The sequence below is a fragment of the Streptomyces sp. NBC_00086 genome (assembly GCF_026343255.1).
Taxonomy (GTDB): domain Bacteria; phylum Actinomycetota; class Actinomycetes; order Streptomycetales; family Streptomycetaceae; genus Streptomyces.
In genome coordinates this window covers 5,252,571-5,268,894 of the sequence record NZ_JAPELZ010000001.1, presented here as the reverse complement: position 1 = coordinate 5,268,894, position 16,324 = coordinate 5,252,571, and the positions used below count along the sequence as shown (strand labels likewise).

17 protein-coding genes are annotated in these 16,324 nt (G+C 72.4%); 3 read left to right on the top strand and 14 right to left on the bottom strand.

Features of this window, described 5'->3' with window-relative positions; genetic code table 11:
* Window positions 1-2: 2 nt before the first annotated feature.
* From OG276_RS23675 to OG276_RS23660, 4 genes are all read right to left on the bottom strand, one after another.
* The gene (locus tag OG276_RS23675) at window positions 3-1,124 is read right to left on the bottom strand and encodes a TIGR03364 family FAD-dependent oxidoreductase (protein ID WP_266908499.1); all 1,122 of its coding nucleotides are present in this window, start codon (window positions 1,122-1,124) and stop codon (window positions 3-5) included.
* Between the two features lie 148 nt (window positions 1,125-1,272).
* Window positions 1,273-2,046: a GntR family transcriptional regulator gene (locus OG276_RS23670; RefSeq protein WP_266908497.1), complete on the bottom strand. Its 774-nt coding sequence runs from the start codon at window positions 2,044-2,046 to the stop codon at window positions 1,273-1,275.
* Window positions 2,047-2,167: 121 nt separating this feature from the next.
* A complete protein-coding gene (locus OG276_RS23665; RefSeq protein ID WP_266908495.1) occupies window positions 2,168-2,947 on the bottom strand; it encodes a hypothetical protein in 780 nt (259 codons plus the stop codon).
* 251 nt (window positions 2,948-3,198) lie between these two features.
* Window positions 3,199-4,314, bottom strand: coding sequence for an ROK family transcriptional regulator (locus tag OG276_RS23660; RefSeq protein ID WP_266908493.1), 1,116 nt, complete (start codon window positions 4,312-4,314; stop codon window positions 3,199-3,201).
* A gap of 55 nt (window positions 4,315-4,369) precedes the next feature.
* On the opposite strand from OG276_RS23660, the gene OG276_RS23655 reads away from it, so the two are divergent.
* Window positions 4,370-5,479 (top strand): Gfo/Idh/MocA family oxidoreductase, encoded by a 1,110-nt coding sequence (locus OG276_RS23655; RefSeq protein ID WP_266908491.1) that lies wholly within the window; start codon window positions 4,370-4,372, stop codon window positions 5,477-5,479.
* Between the two features lie 125 nt (window positions 5,480-5,604).
* Here the strand turns inward: OG276_RS23655 and OG276_RS23650 are convergent, their stop codons facing one another.
* From OG276_RS23650 to OG276_RS23625, 6 genes are all read right to left on the bottom strand, one after another.
* Window positions 5,605-6,462 carry a fumarylacetoacetate hydrolase family protein gene (locus tag OG276_RS23650; RefSeq protein WP_266908489.1) on the bottom strand — a complete coding sequence of 286 codons (858 nt, stop codon included), beginning with the start codon at window positions 6,460-6,462 and terminating at the stop codon, window positions 5,605-5,607.
* Window positions 6,463-6,583: 121 nt separating this feature from the next.
* Window positions 6,584-7,348 (bottom strand): YidC/Oxa1 family membrane protein insertase, encoded by a 765-nt coding sequence (locus OG276_RS23645; RefSeq protein ID WP_266908488.1) that lies wholly within the window; start codon window positions 7,346-7,348, stop codon window positions 6,584-6,586.
* 118 nt (window positions 7,349-7,466) lie between these two features.
* Complete coding sequence (locus tag OG276_RS23640; protein ID WP_266908487.1) at window positions 7,467-7,808, bottom strand: DUF6412 domain-containing protein; 342 nt, start codon at window positions 7,806-7,808, stop codon at window positions 7,467-7,469.
* Window positions 7,809-7,906: 98 nt separating this feature from the next.
* A complete protein-coding gene (locus tag OG276_RS23635; protein ID WP_266913058.1) occupies window positions 7,907-9,430 on the bottom strand; it encodes a sodium:solute symporter in 1,524 nt (507 codons plus the stop codon).
* Window positions 9,431-9,468: 38 nt separating this feature from the next.
* Window positions 9,469-9,651 (bottom strand): DUF3311 domain-containing protein, encoded by a 183-nt coding sequence (locus tag OG276_RS23630; protein WP_266908486.1) that lies wholly within the window; start codon window positions 9,649-9,651, stop codon window positions 9,469-9,471.
* A 42-nt stretch (window positions 9,652-9,693) separates the two neighbouring features.
* The gene (locus tag OG276_RS23625; protein ID WP_266908484.1) at window positions 9,694-10,494 is read right to left on the bottom strand and encodes a class E sortase; all 801 of its coding nucleotides are present in this window, start codon (window positions 10,492-10,494) and stop codon (window positions 9,694-9,696) included.
* A gap of 56 nt (window positions 10,495-10,550) precedes the next feature.
* On the opposite strand from OG276_RS23625, the gene OG276_RS23620 reads away from it, so the two are divergent.
* Window positions 10,551-11,552: an SEC-C metal-binding domain-containing protein gene (locus OG276_RS23620; RefSeq protein WP_266908482.1), complete on the top strand. Its 1,002-nt coding sequence runs from the start codon at window positions 10,551-10,553 to the stop codon at window positions 11,550-11,552.
* A gap of 5 nt (window positions 11,553-11,557) precedes the next feature.
* Here the strand turns inward: OG276_RS23620 and OG276_RS23615 are convergent, their stop codons facing one another.
* The 3 genes from OG276_RS23615 to OG276_RS23605 form a co-directional block, all read right to left on the bottom strand.
* On the bottom strand, window positions 11,558-11,956 hold the full coding sequence (locus OG276_RS23615; protein WP_266908480.1) for a very short patch repair endonuclease: 399 nt from the start codon (window positions 11,954-11,956) through the stop codon (window positions 11,558-11,560).
* 49 nt (window positions 11,957-12,005) lie between these two features.
* Window positions 12,006-13,118, bottom strand: coding sequence for a hypothetical protein (locus tag OG276_RS23610; protein ID WP_266908478.1), 1,113 nt, complete (start codon window positions 13,116-13,118; stop codon window positions 12,006-12,008).
* A 761-nt stretch (window positions 13,119-13,879) separates the two neighbouring features.
* Entirely contained in the window at window positions 13,880-14,422 is a 543-nt protein-coding gene (locus tag OG276_RS23605) for an N-acetyltransferase (RefSeq protein ID WP_266908476.1), read from the bottom strand.
* Between the two features lie 204 nt (window positions 14,423-14,626).
* Here OG276_RS23605 and OG276_RS23600 point away from each other — a divergent pair, with 204 nt between their 5' ends.
* Window positions 14,627-14,803 (top strand): hypothetical protein, encoded by a 177-nt coding sequence (locus OG276_RS23600; protein ID WP_266908474.1) that lies wholly within the window; start codon window positions 14,627-14,629, stop codon window positions 14,801-14,803.
* A 295-nt stretch (window positions 14,804-15,098) separates the two neighbouring features.
* On the opposite strand, the gene OG276_RS23595 is transcribed toward OG276_RS23600, so the two are convergent.
* On the bottom strand, window positions 15,099-16,259 hold the full coding sequence (locus OG276_RS23595; protein WP_266908472.1) for an RNA-guided endonuclease TnpB family protein: 1,161 nt from the start codon (window positions 16,257-16,259) through the stop codon (window positions 15,099-15,101).
* Window positions 16,260-16,324: the final 65 nt, after the last annotated feature.

The following is a 16,324-nucleotide window of genomic DNA, read 5'->3' as shown; positions in this document are numbered from 1 at the left end:
GCTTACCAGCCCAGTTCGTTCGCGGTGGTTTCGGCTATGGCGGGCGAGCAGGTCATGCCCCGGCCGCCGGGCCCGGTCACCAGCCAGACGCCGTCGGCCACCTGCTGGCGGTGGACGACGCGGGTGGTGTCGGTGCACTGCGCGTACACGCCCGCCCAGCGGTGCCTGATCCGCGGCAGCGGGCGGCCCAGGAAGGACTCGACGACCTCGGTGAGGTGCGCGTAGGGGTCTTCGAGGGTGTCGAACGCGAAGGGGTGCTCGTACTCGTGGGTGTCGCCGATGGTCAGTCCGCCGTCCCGGCGCTGCACCATCAGGAGCTGCATCTTGTGCGCGGCGGCGATCGGCGCCTGGGCCTGCTCGGCGTTGAGCTCGTCGAGGGCCTCGCTCTTGTAGGCGGGGTAGTAGCGGAAGCTGTCGGCGTCGGCGACCGAGGTCGTCAGGGTCTCGCCGAGCGGGGCGGTCTGCATCATCTGCAGCCGGACGCGGCGCACGGGCAGGTCGGGGACCAGCTCGCGGACCAGGCCGGAGAGCCAGGCGCCGGTGGCCAGGATGACGGCGTCGCCCTGGTGGACGTCGCCGTGGTCGTCGCGGACGGCGCCGTTCCCGACGACCTCGCGCACTTCCCGTCCGGGGAGGAAGGTGTAGCGGCCGGAGGCCTTGAGGGCTTCGCGCAGGTGGAGTTGTGCGGTGCGCGGTTCCACGGCCGCGTCCCGCTCGCACCACAGGGCGGCCTCGAAGGCGCCGCGCAGGGCGGGGTTGATCGCCCTGGCCTCGTCGGCGGTGACCAGTTTGTAGCCGCGGGCGGCGGCGTCGGCGCGGGCCACGGCGGCCTCGGCGACGGCGTGCTCGCGGGAGTTGCGTACCGGGGTCAGGGAGCCGATGGCGCGGAAGCCGAGGCCGGGCACCCGCTCACCGATCGCCTCCCAGAGCTCGCGGGCCCGCAGGGCGGTGTCGAGCTCCTCGCCACCGGCCCGTCCACTGACCCAGATCTGGCCGAAATTGCGCAATGACGCGCCGCGGGCCTCCGCCTCTCGCTCGATCTGGACGACCTCGTGGCCGCGTTCCACTGCTTGCCAGGCGTGCATGGTGCCTACCACGCCGCCTCCGACGACTATGACTCTCACGTGCTCCAAGGTGACGGCGGCCCGTGACCCGGGAGGATCCCCCGGGCGACGGGCCGGTGAACAGCCTCCAACGCTTGGACTAGACCCGTTACCATTCCGTGATCCTGATTCGTCCTCTTTCAGGGCTTACGGGGATGTTCGGGCGGGACTATTCGGGCTGCAGGTGGGTCGTGAAGCTGAACCGGTCACCACGGTAGAGAGAACGCACCCGCTCCAGCGGCCTGCCGTCCCGATCCCGGGAGAAGCGGTGGATGAGCAGCATCGGGAGCGCGGGCGGGGTGCCGATCAGCAGGGCTTCGCGGGGCGTGGCGAGGACCGTTTCCAGCTTCTCGTCGGCGTCGCCGAAGGAGATGCCGAGGCTGTCGTGGAGGTAGCCGTAGAAGGACGAGTCCGGCTGGAAATCGATGTCGAGCCGGGGTGCGCGGGCGACCCGGACGTACGTGCTCTCCAGTCCGACCCGTTCCTCGTCGGCGAGCAGCACCCGCTCCAGGTGCCAGACCGGCTCCCCGGGTTCGGCGCCGATGCCGGGGGCCACGGAGGCCGGGCAGGGGAAGCGTTCCAGGCCGATCAGATGGCGCCCCGGGGTGCGTCCCTGGCGGCGTACGCCCTCGGTGTAACTCGCCAGCGACAGGGGCTGTTCGAGCTTGGGCCCGGCGGCGACGGTACCGCGGCCCGAGCGGCGCAGCCGGCCCTCCAGCAGCAGCTCGCGCAGGGCCTGGCGGACGGTCTCGCGGGAGACCTCGTGCTGCTCGGCGAGATCGCGCTCGGTGGGGAGCGGTCCCCCCTCGCCGAGGTCGTCGAGCAGCCCGGCGATGCGGGCCTTGACGGCGTAGTACTTGGGGATGCGGCCGTGCTCGGGGATGCCGGAGCGGACGGGCAGGCCGGGCTGGTGGTGGTGCGCGTAGGCGGTCGGTTCTTCCACCCTCGGACTCTACGTGGGCTGCGCATACGGGGGCTCAACGCGGGCCGGGTCTACGGGGGCTCACCGCGGGCCGGGTCTACGGGGACTGCGCCCACCGGGCTCGCACCTACGGGGACTGCGCCTACGAGGACTGCGGGCCGGGCCCCTTGCGCAGCCGGCGGGCCCCGAGCAGGAGTCCGCCGCCGCCGAGCAGGGCGGCGGCCGCGGCGCCGGCGCCGTACGCCCAGGACCCCGTGGTGCGGCCGGTGTCGGCCAGCGCTCCGGCCTCGCCCGTTTCACCGGCGTCGGGGCCCTGGATCTCGAACCGGTAGCCGCCCGCCTCGCCGATCCAGTCGCCGTCATCACCCTTGCGCTGCACCAGCGCGGCATCGGCGACGACCTCGCCGCGCGGGGCGCCGGGGGCGAAGGCGAGCCGGACGGTGACGGTCACCGAACCGCCGGGGCCGACGGTGAAGCCGGCGAAGGCGTCGCCACCGTCGAAGACGGCGACGATCTCTTCGCGGTCGGTGCGCTCCAGGCTGACGGGGAAGGTGCTGCCGGGGGCGTCGAACTCCATGCGGAAATGGGCGGGTCGCAGGGCGCGGGCCGGGTCGGTGAAGACGACGACGGGGTGGATGGCCGTGCACTCGGCGGTGGTGGTGTTGGTGAGGTCGAGGTACCAGGTCTGCGCCGCACCACCGGTCCGGTACACCGCCGGTCCACCGCGAATGCGGGCACCGATCGGAAACTGCGTGCTCTTCCCGTCACCGCAGACGGCCTCCACCCGCGAGGGCAACGCGGGCGCGGGACGGGCTCCGCCACCGGTACCGATGTCCGCGGACGCGGTGGGGGCGGCGGTGGCGGTGGCCGTGGCCGTGGCCACGAAGACGGCTGCAAGGGCAAGGGCTTTGCGCAGTCGCATGAAGAACCCCTACTCGCCGACGACAGAACACCCAACGAAGCGACCCGCGAACCGATCACCGGACAACCCGACAATCACCCCGGCCTTGCCCGCACCCTCCCACGCACGCCCGACCCCATGTCCAGCACCACGCCCGAGTTCCACCCGTTTCCCCCCATTCGGCGGACATGCAGATCCAAGGGTCCAGCGTCTGAGAACCGGGGTCCGGCCAGGGGGCCAGGGGCCCGGGGGGCCAAGTCCCCGGGGGCCACTCACACCCCCCGCCCGAACAACGGGCCAAGCACCAACTCCGCCGCCCCCTCCGCCACACCCCCCTCGGCAAGCTCCACCCTCACCGCACCCCCCACAAACCCCCGCACCCCCAAAACCTTCCGCACGCCCGCCAGGAACACACCCGGCGCCCCCGCCACCACCCGCCCCCCGAGCAACACCCGATCCACATCCAGCAGCGCGACAAGGTTCGCCGCCGCCTCCCCCACGATCCGCGCCGCCTCCTCCAGCCGCCCCGCGGCCACCGCGTCCAGGCACAGCACCTCCGCGCACCCGCGCCCCCCGCACCGGCACGCCGGCCCGTCCAGCAGCAGCACCTGGTGCCCGAACTCCCCCGCCGCCGAGCGCCGCCCCCGGTAGACCTCGCCCCCGCCGGCCAGCCGGAGCCCCGCTCCCAGTCCGGTGCCGACGTGCACGTACGCCACGGCCTCCCCGAAAGCGGCCTCTCCGAAGCCGGCCCCCGCCGCGACTCCCGCGTTGGTGTCCTTGTCCACCCGCACGGGAACCCCCAGCCGCCCCTCCAGCACCTCCCGCAACGGGAACCCCTCCCATTCCGGGAACCCCGTCACCCGCCCCAGCACCCCGGTCCGCCAGTCCAGCGGCCCCGGCGCGGCCACGCCGACGCCGAGGAGCGGCCGGTCACCGCACACCCGCGCGACGGCCCGTACGGCCTCATCGACCACCGTGTCCGGAGCGGCCCCGAAGTCCAGCGGGGACCGCCCCTCGGCGACGACGCGGCCCGCCAGGTCGACCCGTACCGCCGTGAGCTCGTCGCGGTCCAGGTGCACCCCGACCGCGTACCGCGCCTCCGGCACCAGCCTCAGCAGCGTGCGCGGCTTGCCGCCCGTGGAGGCCTCGCGTCCGGCGTCGGCCACCAGGTTCTCGCTCCGGAGCCGCGCCGCGATCTTGCTGACGGCCTGCGGGGTGAGTCCCGTACGCGCGGCGAGGTCACCGCGGCCGAGCCCGGCGGGGCCGGCTCCGCGCAGGAGGTCGAGTACCAGCGCGTCGTTGTGCCCGCGCAGCGCCGGCAGGTTCACGCCGCCGCCACCGCTCGTGTCGCCCCTGCTGCCGCCGCTACCCCTGCTACCCCTGTCCACCTGGCCATTGTCCACCCTCCTTGCACTTAAGCAACACTGTTGCCAAAGTGGACCCATGAACGCCCCCGCCTCCCCCGCCACCCCCCTCACCCCCACCGCACCCCTCCGCGTCGGACTCGTCGGCTACGGACTGGCCGGTTCCGTCTTCCACGCCCCGCTCGTCTCCGCGACCGAGGGCCTGGTCCTGGACACCGTCGTCACCTCCGACCCGGGCCGCGCCGCCCAGGCCCGCGAGGCCTACCCGGACGTCCGGATCGCCGCCACCGCCACCGAGCTGCTCGCCCAGAGCCCCGCCCCGGACCTCGTCGTCATCGCCTCCCCGAACAAGACGCACGTCCCGCTCGCCACCGCCGCCCTCACCGCCGGCATCCCGGTGGTCGTGGACAAGCCGCTCGCCGCCACCGCTGCCGAGGCCCGCGAACTGGCCGCGCTCGCCGACCGGACCGGGACCTTCCTCTCGGTCTTCCAGAACCGCCGCTGGGACAACGACTTCCTCACCCTGCGCCGGCTCATCGCCGACGGCGAGCTGGGCGAGGTCCAGCGCTTCGAGTCCCGCTTCGAGCGCTGGCGTCCGCAGCTCAAGGGCGGCTGGCGGGAGTCCGGCGCCCCCGAGGAGATCGGCGGCCTGCTGTACGACCTCGGCAGCCACGTGGTGGACCAGGCGCTGGTCCTCTTCGGCCCGGCCGTACGGGTCTACGCGGAGGCCGACGTGCGCCGCCCCGGCGCCGAGGCGGACGACGACACCTTCATCGCCCTCACCCATGCGAGCGGGGTCCGCTCCCACCTCTACGTCAGCGCGACCACGGCCCAGCTGGGCCCGCGCTTCCGCGTCCTGGGCTCCCGCGCCGGCTACGTCAAGTACGGCCTGGACCCCCAGGAGGGGGCACTGCGCGAGGGCCTGCGCCCCGGCGACCCCGACCGGACCTGGGGCGAGGAGCCCGAGCACCTGTGGGGCCGGCTGGGCTCCGGGGAATCGCCGCTGACCGGCGGTGGCACGCCGGTACGGACGGCGCCGGGCGACTACCCCGCCTACTACGCGGCCGTGGCGGCGGCCTTGCGCGACGGCGGCCCGGCTCCCGTCACGGCCTTGGAGGCGGCGCACTGCCTGGACGTACTGGAGGCGGCCCTCAGGTCGTCGAGGGACGGGTGCGCGGTGAAGGTCTGACCCGTCCGAGCCCCGGCGCAGACCCTGCCGGGGAGCGTGCCGGAGAACGGGAAGGGGGCGGCGCCGTCGACGACGGCACCGCCCCTCTCCTTCATCCGCCCTTCGATCCGCGAGGACCGACCCGGCTACGCGTCCTTGAACTCCTGGCGCTGACGGCCGAGCCCGTCGATCTCCAGCTCCACCACGTCGCCCGCCCGCAGGAACGGCTTCGGCTCCGGCTGGCCCGCGGCCACACCGGCCGGAGTGCCGGTGACGATGACGTCGCCCGGGTACAGGGTCATGAACTGGCTCACGTACCGCACGACCTCGCCGACCGGGAAGATCTGGTCGGAGGTGTTGCCGTCCTGCTTGAGCTCACCGTTGACCCACAGCTTGACGTCCAGCACCTGCGGGTCCGGGATCTCGTCCGCGGTGACCAGCCAGGGGCCGAGCGGGGTGAAGGTCTCGCAGTTCTTGCCCTTGTCCCAGGTGCCGCCGCGCTCGGTCTGGAAGGCGCGCTCGGTCACATCGTTGACCAGCACGTACCCGCCGACGTGCGCGAGGCCCTCCTCGGGGGAGGCCAGGTAGCGGGCGGTGGCACCGATGACGACGCCGAGCTCGGCCTCCCAGTCGGTCTTGACGCTGGTGCGCGGGATCAGCACGGTGTCGTCGGGGCCGACCACGGTGTCCGGGGCCTTGAGGAACACGATCGGCTCGGCCGGCGCCTCGGCGCCCACCTCGGCCGCGTGCCCGTGGTAGTTCAGGCCGATGCCCACGACCTTGCCTATGCGGCCGACCGCGGACCCGATCCGCAGACCCTCGGCGTCCAGCACCGGGAGCTCACCGGATCCGGCCGCGTCCCGTACCCGGGACAGCACGGAGTCGTCGGCGAGCAGCGCGCCGTCCACATCCGTGATCAGGCCGGACAGGTCCCGCAGGGTCCCGTCCTGGTCGAGCAGCGCGGGGCGCTCCGACCCGACGGGTCCTACACGCAGCAGCTTCATGGGCATTCTCCCGTGGTCGAGGGTGGTCGGCCCTGGGCATGCCCCGGGCCGGACGATGGGTTGCGGCCATCGGAGGATTGGTCGATCCTCCAAGATGTCGGCCTCATCCGCAAGACCCTGTTCACATGGCGGAACGCTCTGCTCCGCCGACCGTGCGCCCTACACGCTCCGCCCGGTCCTTGCGGTGCTGGAGCCAGATGCGCTCGGCCACCGACCAGGCGGTGGTGGTGACCAGGTACAGCCCGGCCGCCAGCGGCACGAGGGCAGCCGTGATCAGCGTCCCGAAGGACAGCAGGGGCAGTACGCCGCCCAGCTTGCGCATGACCTCCTGCTGCTCGGCAGTCAGGGCACCGGCTGCCCCGGCGGCCTTGGCACCGGCGGCCTTGGCACCGGCGGCCTTCCCCTTGGCGGCCTTGCCTGTGGCCTTGGCGGTTGCGGTAGCCGTGGCCGTGGCCGTGGCGGCCATCAGCGCCGCCGCCTTGCGTGCGCGCACCGCGCTCCACGCGGCCACCACCGCGACGACCGCGAACAGCCCGAGGAACACCAGCCCCTGCTCCCCGAACAGGCCGCCGTCCCCGAGCGCGTCGCCCCACCGGTCCCCCAGCGGCGCGGCGAACAGCCGGTGCCCGAGGAGCTCGTTGGCGGCCCCGCCGATCTCCGCCGAGGAGAACGCCCGGTACATCAGGAAGAACACCGGCAGTTGGAGCAGCATCGGCAGCAGCCCCGCCACCGGGGTCGCCCCGCGGAAGGCGGCCCGGCTCAGCGGGTGCAGCGCGAGCCGCACGAGCACGGTGAACAGCACGATCGCGGCAGCGGTCGCGGACTCGGCCAGCACCGGGTCCAGCAGCCGGCCCAGCACAGCAACAAGATCAATGAAAACGGACACGTGGGCCCTCCGAAGGGACTCGTCGAACGTCGAAAGAGATGCGTTTCGGCGTGACGACCCGCGAGGGGCGGCAAGGTCAAGCGATCAGAAGTGATCAGGAGGAAGGAGCTGCGCGCCCCTACGCGGCCGTCGGAAGGAGACGGCCGGGCGCCCTGGGCCGCGAACGGCCCGAAGCGTCGGGATCGCGCTGCGGCAAGAACGCCGTGCGCTGCTCGCGATCACGGATCGCGGTGCGTATTCGGTGCGGCGGCACCGGCCGGACCAGCCGGGCGGCCAAGGCCGAGGCGCCCACGGCGAAGGTCGCCGCGAGGGCCACCACGACCGCGCCGAGCCCGCCCTCCCCGGCGAACAGCCCGAGGAAGCCGCCGAGCACCAGGAGCGAGGCCAGCAGCGCCACCAGTCGCGCGGACGGCGACGTGAACCGGAACCGCACGGGGCGAAGCCCGCTGTGCTCTGCCATACGAACCGCCCCCTCCCGCCGCTCCCGCGCGCGAACTCCCGTAGGAGATCCGCCACTCGCACCCGCACCCGTACTCGTACTCGTACTCGCGATCGATACTAGCCGCGCTCACTGACAACGGACGGGACCTCGTTTTGATCCCCGTCCCCGGGCAGCGGATCACGCGCCAGCACCTCCACGTCCGGCCGCGGGTCCCCCGCCCCGCTCCACGCCCCCTCCCGGGGACCGATCCAGGTCACCGTCAGCGCGACCACCAGGTTCACCGCGAGGGCGACCATCCCCGCGTTCACCCCCCACACCGGGTCGTTGCCCGTGAAGACCAGCCCGCAGACCACCACGACCCCCGCCGCCAGCCCGCACACCGCGGCCGCCGTCGTGAGCCTGCGCCACACCAGACCCAGCAGCAGCATCGGCACCAGCTGCGCCATGCCCTCGTAGGACACGAGCGAGAGCCTGACCAGCGTGTTCGGCGCCGTGTACGTCATCACCAGCGCGATCGTCCCGGCCGCCACCACGACCACCTGCGAGGCGAGCTTCTGCCGCTCCCCCGAGCTCCAGCGCGGCACGAGCGAGAGCACGCTTCGCCCCCACATCGTGCCGATGACCAGCATGAACACCGCCATCGGCACGATCGACGACAGGGCCGCCGCCACCCCGATCACCCCCACCGCCCACGCCGGCAGGGAGTCCACGACCAGCTTGAACAGCGCGAGGTTGGACTCGGCGCCCGTCAGGCCCGGTACGACGAACAACGCCGCCATGCCCAGCAGCATCGGCACGAAGAGCAGCACGTTGTAGGCGGGCAGCAGGATGGCGTTGCGGCGCAGCGCGTCGGCGCTGCGCGCGCCCAGGTACCCCGCCACGGTGGTCGGGAAGATGACGACGGTCAGCGCGTTCAGCACGGTGGTGGAGGCGAACCACCCCACCCCCAGCTCGCCCCGGCCGCCCTCCCCGCCACCGGCGCCGGGGAGGGTCAGCCACTGCGGGCGTTCGGCCGTGAGCCGGTGGAAGAGCTCCCCGTAGCCGCCGAAGTAGTGGTGCGGCACGTAGACGGCGAGGAACCCGAGGGTGCCGATGACCAGCACGTCCTTGAGTACGGACACCCACGCGCTGCCGCGCAGCCCGCTGACGACGACGAAGCCGGTGGTGACGGCGAAGGCGATGAAGTACGCCCATTCCAGGGACACCGCCCCGTAGGTCACCGTCGAGACCACCACACCCATTCCGGTGATCTGGAGCTGGATGTAGGGGAGGAGGAAGACGGTCGCGAGGACGGCGACCGCCGCACCAAGCCAGGGGCGCCCGTACCGGTGGCTCACCATGTCGGTGATGCCGACGAGGCCGTGGCGGCGCGCGTAGTCCCACAGCACGGGCCCGACGACGTAACCGACCGCGTAGCCGCAGGACATGTACGCGACCACGTACATCACCGGGGCGCCGTAGTTGTAGCCCCAGCCGGCCGCGCCGAGGTAACTGAAGCTCGTGTACCCCTCGCCCGCCATCAGCACCCAGATGAACACGGTGCCGAGCGAACGCCCACCCACCGACCACTCGGCGAGCCCGCCGCCGCCCCCGCCGCGTCCGCGCACCGCGAGCAGCCCGAGCGCGACGGTGGCCACCATGAACACGCCGAAGACGGCGGTCGCCACGGCCGCCTGACTCACCGGTGATCCCCGCGCCAGGTCAGCCAGACCGCGAGCGGGGTCAGCAGGGTCGCCCCGATGAACCAGAGGAGCAGGAACGGTACGCCGCCCAGCGCCGGCTCCACCCGGTTCGCGAGCGGCAGCGCTCCGACGAACAGGACGAACGGCACGGCGAGCCACACCAACTGCGGACGTTTCACCCTTTTTCGACGCACCGCCCCACACTACGGTCCGTCTGCCCGTCAGCGCTTGAGCGTCCCCCACACCACGAGCCGGTACTTGGAGCTGTACTCGGGCGTGCAGGTGGTCAGCGTGATGTACGCACCGGGCTCGCTGTACCCGGCCCCCGGCGTGACGGCGCTGCGCGGGACGGGCGCGATCACCCCGGTGTCGCGTTCGGTCGTCTGCGCCAGCGTCTGGCCGACGAGGTACACGTACCGCTTCCCCCGTACGTCCACGATCAGTTCGTCCCCGGGCCTGAGCCGGTTGATGTAACGGAACGGCTCCCCGTGCGTGTTGCGGTGTCCGGCGACCGCGAAGTTCCCCTCGGCCCCGGGCTGCGCGGTCCCCGTGTAGTGCCCGGCGTACCCCTTGTCCAGCACGGACCGCTTGTCCACGCCCTGCGCCACGGGCACGGCGACGCCGAGACGCGGAATGCGCAGGATGCCGTACGCCGACTCCCGCGGCGGCTTGGCGGTACGCGGCCCGGAGTTCCCGGCGGACGCATCGCCCGAGGACCCGTCACCGTCCGGCCCGTCGGACGGCCCGACGGAATCCTCGACGTACGGCCTCTCCTGGCCCCCCTCCGGCTCCCCCTCCACGGGCGAGCCGGGCCACCCGCCCTCCTCCAGCTCCCTGACCACCTCGTGCGCGGCACTCAGCGCCTGCCGATTGGTCCACCACACCTGGTGCACCACCAGCAACATCACCACCACGCCGACGGTGACGGCCAGTTCACCGGCAGCCCACAACGCACCCGCGATACCGGCCCGGCCCGACCGCCGGCCCCTGCCCTGCACCACGACCCGCACGCGATCTCGCACGGGCGGCACCTTAAGTCCTCCCCCGTCAACTGACCAGCGGCAGTACGCTGCAAACCATGCGCCCCGACACGCCTGCCGAGCACATCGCCGAAGCCGAGCGCCTCATCCGCACGGCGACCCGCTACCCCGAGGACCAGGAGCCCTTGCTCCTCCAGGCCGCGGCCCACCTCGAACTGGGTGACGAACGCGAGCGGGCGAGCGCCCTCTACGACCAACTCCTGGCCGCCGAAACGGTCGACGACCCCTCCCTCATCAAGGCCCTCCAGGCGGCCAACCTCTGGGAGTACGGCCACGAGCCCGAGGCCCGCGCCCTCATCCAGGGCATCCGCGCGGCGGCCCCCTCGGACCCCGCGCCCTGGGAGGTCATCGCCGAGGCCCTGGAGGCCCACGACGAACTCGAAGCCTCCCACGAGTGCTTCACGGAGGCGGCCACCCTCCTGGCCCCGGACAACGCCCCCCTCACCCCGGCCACGACCGCGCTCCTCACGGGCCGCCACCGCGTACGCCGCCTGCTGGCCCTCCCCCACGACGACTGGGACATGGTCGCGGACACCCGTCACATCGGCCCGATCCCGCTGGACGAGCTCCACGACCCCAAGCGCATCTGGGCCCTGGGCTCCGACGACCCCGCCGAACTCCGCGCCGAGATCGCCCGCCTGCGCGCCGAACTCGGCGACCGCCGCGCCGCGCTCTCCCGCCCCTTCCCGGTGGCGATCCTCCACTGGCCGGCCCGCGAACTGGCGGAGCTCCTGACGTCGTACCCCACCCTGTCCGCGGAGTACCCCTCCCACGACGCCCACCTGGCCCAGGTGGAAGCCTCCCTCCGCACCCTGGCCGCCTCGGGCACGACGAACCTCGGCATCGTCACGGCCAGCGTCCCCTCGTACGAGGCCTTCGCAGCCTCGGAGAAAACCTCCCCCTCGTCCCCGTCCCTCCTGGCGGAATACGCCACCACCCTGGCAGCCCGAGGCAAAGCCACCCCGTGGCCCCCGACGAGCACCACGGCCTGCTGGTGCACATCGGGGCGGCCTTACGGGGAGTGCCACGGGGCGGGCTGACCGGCTCACTGCGATACGGAGCCTCGAGCTGCCCGCCGTCCCGCGACCGCTGCGGCGATACGGAGGGCGGCTTCGTCGGGGCTCTCGTGTTCCCACACGCGGAGCGACAACCAGCCCAACTCGGCCAGGCGCACGTCGGTGTCGCGGTCGCGCGCCCGGTTGCCCTCGATCTTGGCTCGCCAGAACTCGGCGTTTCGCCGAGGCCACGTCACATGCTCGGGACATCCGTGCCAGAAGCAGCCGTCGACGAAGACGGCGATCCGTGTGGGCCCAAAGACGATGTCGGCTTCGCGTCGCACTCCCTTCGCCGGACGCCGATGCACCCGGTATCGCAACCCCGACGCGTGCAATGCGCGCCGCAGGGCCATTTCGATCCCGGTGTCCTTGCTCTTCTGCCGGCTCATGCGAGCACGGTCGCCTGGAGTGCTCTCAAGGGCTTCCACCTCGCCATTGTCAGGGCACAGGAAGCTCCAGTTGGACGTGGCCTCGGGCCATGGCCGTGGGTGGGGTGGGGCGGGTGGTGGTCAGGGTGAGGAGGGTGCGGAGGGCTGCGATGACTTCCGAGGGGGTGTCGCGGATCATCGACGGGGTGGCGCTGACCACCAGGATGCCGTGGGACTCCAGGCGGAGGCGGCGGTGGAGGGTGGCGTGCCAGGAGTCGCGGTTGTAGTGGTACTCCGCCGAGTCGATCTCCAGGGCCACGCCCTCGTCGGGCCAGTACGCGTCCGGGCTCGCCAGGAACGTGCCGTCCGGGGTGTGGAGGCGGGCGTTCCACAGCGGCGTCGGGAGGTCCGTGGCCGAGAGGGTGTCGCGGGCCAGGGCCTCGGCCACCGAGCGGACTCCGGCGAGGAGTTCGGCAGCTGCCGCGCGGATCGCGGGGCGGGTCAGGAGGCGGGCGGCGCGGAGTTCGGCGTGCAGGTCCTGCGGGTGGCACCAGCCGGACTGGACGACCTGGGCAAGGACCGAGCGGATCCGGTCCGCCGGCTCCTCGGTCCGGGCCGCGTAGTCCGCGGCCGCGCGCACCGGACGGGTGCTCGGGATGCCGGACACCGTGATGGTGCGGGGCCAGCGGGTGGTGGGGACGGGCCGCACCTCCGGCGAGCCGGTGAGCTTGCGCGGGGCGCGGATCAGGACGTCGGCCGGGGTGTACGGGGCTTCGCGGATCCCGAGCAGCGCGAGGGCCGCGCCGCCGGTGAGGGCGGCGGTGTCACCGGAGAGCGTGTCGGAGCCGGGCTCGGCGGCGTAGAGGACGGCGGCGAGGGCGCGTTGGCGCTGGTCCGGGGGGCCGGTCTGGAGGAGGTAGACCCGGGGCAGGAGTCGCTGCCAGGGCCCTCCCGGGCGGGTGCGGGAGGTGATCGTGCCGGGTGGGACGCCGGCGGTGGTGGTGAGTTGGTGGCGCGTGGCGAGGTTGAGTTGGCGGCGGGCAGTGGAGTTGAGATCGGGGGTGGCCCGGGAGGCCTGTCCTGGCCTGCTGGCGGGCCTGGACCGCACCCGGTGGGCCCGGCTTGCCGGGTGCGTGGTGGTCGCCGTGTGGGTGGTGCTCGTGGTGCGTGTGGTGAGGTTCATGGGCGCGGTATGCCCCGCCCGAGTGGCTCGAACGCCCCGCCGGGCGATCTTTCGGAGTTGCCCCTGGAGCCCTCAAGGTGTGTTCTGCGCCGTCCGTTGAGGCATCGCGCGGCGAGGGCTGTTGGGCTGTTGGTCGCGTGGAGGGCTGGTTACGTCGCGCCGCCTGAACACGACCGAGACCCCGACCCCGGGTCTCCCCGGATCCGGGTCGGGGGCCGGTGGGTCGGTCCGCGGGTACGGCAGTCGGCCGGTCGGTCGGTAGCTCCGGCAGCCGGCCGGTCGGTGGGTACGGCGGTCGGGCGGTAGCTCCGGCAGCCGGCCGGGCGGGCAGGCGGGCAGCCGGGCGGGCAGGCGGGCAGGCGGGCAGGCGTAGGGGACGTGCTCAGATGCTCCGCGACGGCAGGGGGCACCCCTCAGCGATCGCCGCCCCGGAAAGAGCGGCAAGGCTAGCGCCGACCGAACCGGGCGGGCAGGGCAGAACGGAGCGGGCCGAGCCAGGCGGGCCAGGCGGGCCGGGCGGGCCGAGCCAGGCCGAGCGGAGCGGGCCGAGCCAGGCCGAGCGGAGCGGGCCAAGCCGGGCGGGCCGGGCCAGGCGGGCAGGCCAGGCAGGCCGAACCAGGCGGGCCGAGCCGAGCGGAGCCGGGCCGGGCCGAGCGGGCAGGGCCGGGTGGGCCGGCCGGCCCGGGCCGGAAGGACGGGGCGGCCTGCCCCGTGCCGCGCGCGGCGCTGCGTGCTGAGGGGGTCTGGAGGGGGTGTCCCCGTTACGCCGCCCGGTTCGGGTGGTCCGGGGACAGGAAAACGATGACGCCCGTCTCCGTCCCGGGAAGGGGGGTGACCTCGTGCCAGCCCAGGCGGCGGTACGTGGCCACCGTGTTCTTGGCCAGCCGGCTGGTCAGCAGCCAGGCGCGGCGGTCCGGGGCGTCGGTGGTGATCTCGGTGAGGAGGTCCCGGGCGGTGCCGCGGCCGCGCGCGTAGGGGCGTACCGCGAGTTCGTCTATCTCCAGCGCCCCGGTGAGGAGTTCCTTCACTCGGGCCGAGCCGAGCTGCGCCGCGACCTGGGCGTACGCGCGGTTCTTCGGGAAGGCCGCCGGGGTGATCCAGCCCGTGGCGAAGCCGTCGATGCCGGTGGCGGACTGGATGAAGGCAGTACGGAAACCACGGCGCCGGGCGTCGGCCGGGAGGCGGGTAGCGAACTGGCGAATGGTTTCTTCGTCTTCGTTCCACGGCGGGGCGGAGAAGACGTCGGCGTAGGCGTCGACCAGTTCGTCCGCGAGGTCGAGGACGGCCTGTCCGTAGCAAATCACGATGTCCTGGCTCCTGATGTGAGATGAGGGGTGAGTGGGGCGGGGTGGGCGGGAGGGGGCGAGGTGGTTTGCCCCTTTGGGTGGGAGATTGAATTTATGCCCATCGGGTTCCCTGAGCAGACATCGCGCGGATCCGGCGAGTGTGCGACAAATCCCCTCGGCACGGTCCGTGTCGGGCGGCCGGGCGGCCGCGTTGAGCAGCGCGTGGACAGACTGCTTCGGGCCGCCGGCGGGTGCGGGCTCGCGTTTTTGCTCGTGTTGGGTGTGGTGGCGGTGCTGCCGCGCGGTGTACGGGACGCGGTACCGGATCCGGTGATCGGCGGCGCCGTACTGGTGTTGGGCGCGGTGGGGGCCCGACGGGTGGTCAAGGGGCCGCGCTAGCCTCGCCGCACGAGCGTACGGGCTGATGACGTGGGGTTGGGCGTGACGTACCGAGCTCTGTGTTGACCTCGCCTCGCCCCATGGACAAGGGCGACTCTCCGTCCGTCGTCGCTCACGTGTGTGGGCGACGACCACGGTGTTTCCTGGTTCCTCCCGTCATGGGACGGGGTTGTATGTGCTGCCTGGCCGTGGCCTGGTCTTACGCGCACTCCGCAGGCGTTTACTCGCGCCGTTACCGGCGTGAGGCCCCCGGTCCGGGGGTGGATGGTGTCATTGCCGCGAGAACGCGGCGGCCTTAATTATGGATGTTCTTGCCTGCGTTCCAGTCACGATCATGCCGCGCGCCACAATTGCGGCACGTCCACGCCCGGACATGCAGTGGCTTGGGGCCGTCCCGGTGCCCGCAGGCGGAACAGATCTGGGAACTGGGGAACTCGCGGGCGACCTTGACGAAGGACCGGCCGCGCCGGATCGCCTTGTACTCACAGAACATGAGGAACTGTGACCAGCCCGCATCATGCACGCTCTTGGCCAGCCGGGTACGCGCCAGTCCACGCACGTTCAGAGTCTCCGCGAAGACGGCTTGGTTTTCGCGCGTCAGCTTGTGAGACCACTGGTGATGGAAGTTGCGGCGCGCATCAGCCACGGTGGCGTGTGCACGGGCGACCTTGATCCGGGCCTTGTCCCGGTTGCTTGATCCCTTCGCCTTGCGCGACAGTTCCCGCTGCCGCTTCTTCAGCTTCTTCTCCGCCCGGCGCAGGTACTTCGGGCTAGCAATGTGAGAGCCGTCCGCGAGGACCGCGAAGCGGGTCAGGCCCAGATCGATGCCCTGGTCCCCGTCCACGGGCGGAAGAACGTCGGCGGCCGGGTCGGACTCGACCACGAACGAGACGAAATACCGGTCGGAACGGTCCTTGATCAAGGTGACCGACGACGCGTCCGATGGCAGATCCCGGCTCCACTTGACCTCGATGTCACCAATCTTCGGCAGCCGTAGCAGGCCATCCTCGGTGATCGACCAGCGGTCGGAGCGGGTGAAGCGGGCCGTCTGCCGGCTGTCGCGCCGTGTCTTGAACCGGGGCGGCCCAACCCTGGGACCCTTGCGCTTGCCCGTCTTGGAGTCCTCGTGCGCCGCCCACGCCTTGTCGAAATCCCGCAAAGTCTGCTGGAGGACGCCGACCGGCGCATCCGACAGGAACGCACGCTCCAGGGTCTTCTTCCCGACAGTGACCAGCTTCTGGGAGAGAGCCGGGTTCCTCGGGATCTGCCCGTAGGGGCCCTCAGCGATCCGGGTCTTGGGGCTGCCGAGCAGCTTGTTCGACGCCTTGATCGGCTTGACGACCGCCAGTGCATCGTTCCAGACCACACGTCGGCACCCGAATACTCGGCGGGCGCGAAGTGCCTGACCGGGCGTCGGGTAGACGCGGTACTGGTAGCGAAGCTGCACGTCGATCACCGTACGACTGTTGGACTATGGCTGCACACGAGAACATCTGTACTAGCAGGTGCGTGGCCGGCGGG

What these genes read in the sequence shown, in the direction of transcription:
- OG276_RS23665 (WP_266908495.1), bottom strand. Translation starts at nt 2,947, where the DNA reads ATGCGACTGCGCAAAGCCCTTGCCCTTGCAGCCGTCTTCGTGGCCACG.
- OG276_RS23655 (WP_266908491.1), top strand. Translation starts at nt 4,370, where the DNA reads ATGAACGCCCCCGCCTCCCCCGCCACCCCCCTCACCCCCACCGCACCC.
- OG276_RS23650 (WP_266908489.1), bottom strand. Translation starts at nt 6,462, where the DNA reads ATGAAGCTGCTGCGTGTAGGACCCGTCGGGTCGGAGCGCCCCGCGCTG.
- OG276_RS23640 (WP_266908487.1), bottom strand. Translation starts at nt 7,808, where the DNA reads ATGGCAGAGCACAGCGGGCTTCGCCCCGTGCGGTTCCGGTTCACGTCG.
- OG276_RS23635 (WP_266913058.1), bottom strand. Translation starts at nt 9,430, where the DNA reads ATGGTGGCCACCGTCGCGCTCGGGCTGCTCGCGGTGCGCGGACGCGGC.
- OG276_RS23620 (WP_266908482.1), top strand. Translation starts at nt 10,551, where the DNA reads ATGCGCCCCGACACGCCTGCCGAGCACATCGCCGAAGCCGAGCGCCTC.
- OG276_RS23615 (WP_266908480.1), bottom strand. Translation starts at nt 11,956, where the DNA reads ATGAGCCGGCAGAAGAGCAAGGACACCGGGATCGAAATGGCCCTGCGG.
- OG276_RS23610 (WP_266908478.1), bottom strand. Translation starts at nt 13,118, where the DNA reads ATGAACCTCACCACACGCACCACGAGCACCACCCACACGGCGACCACC.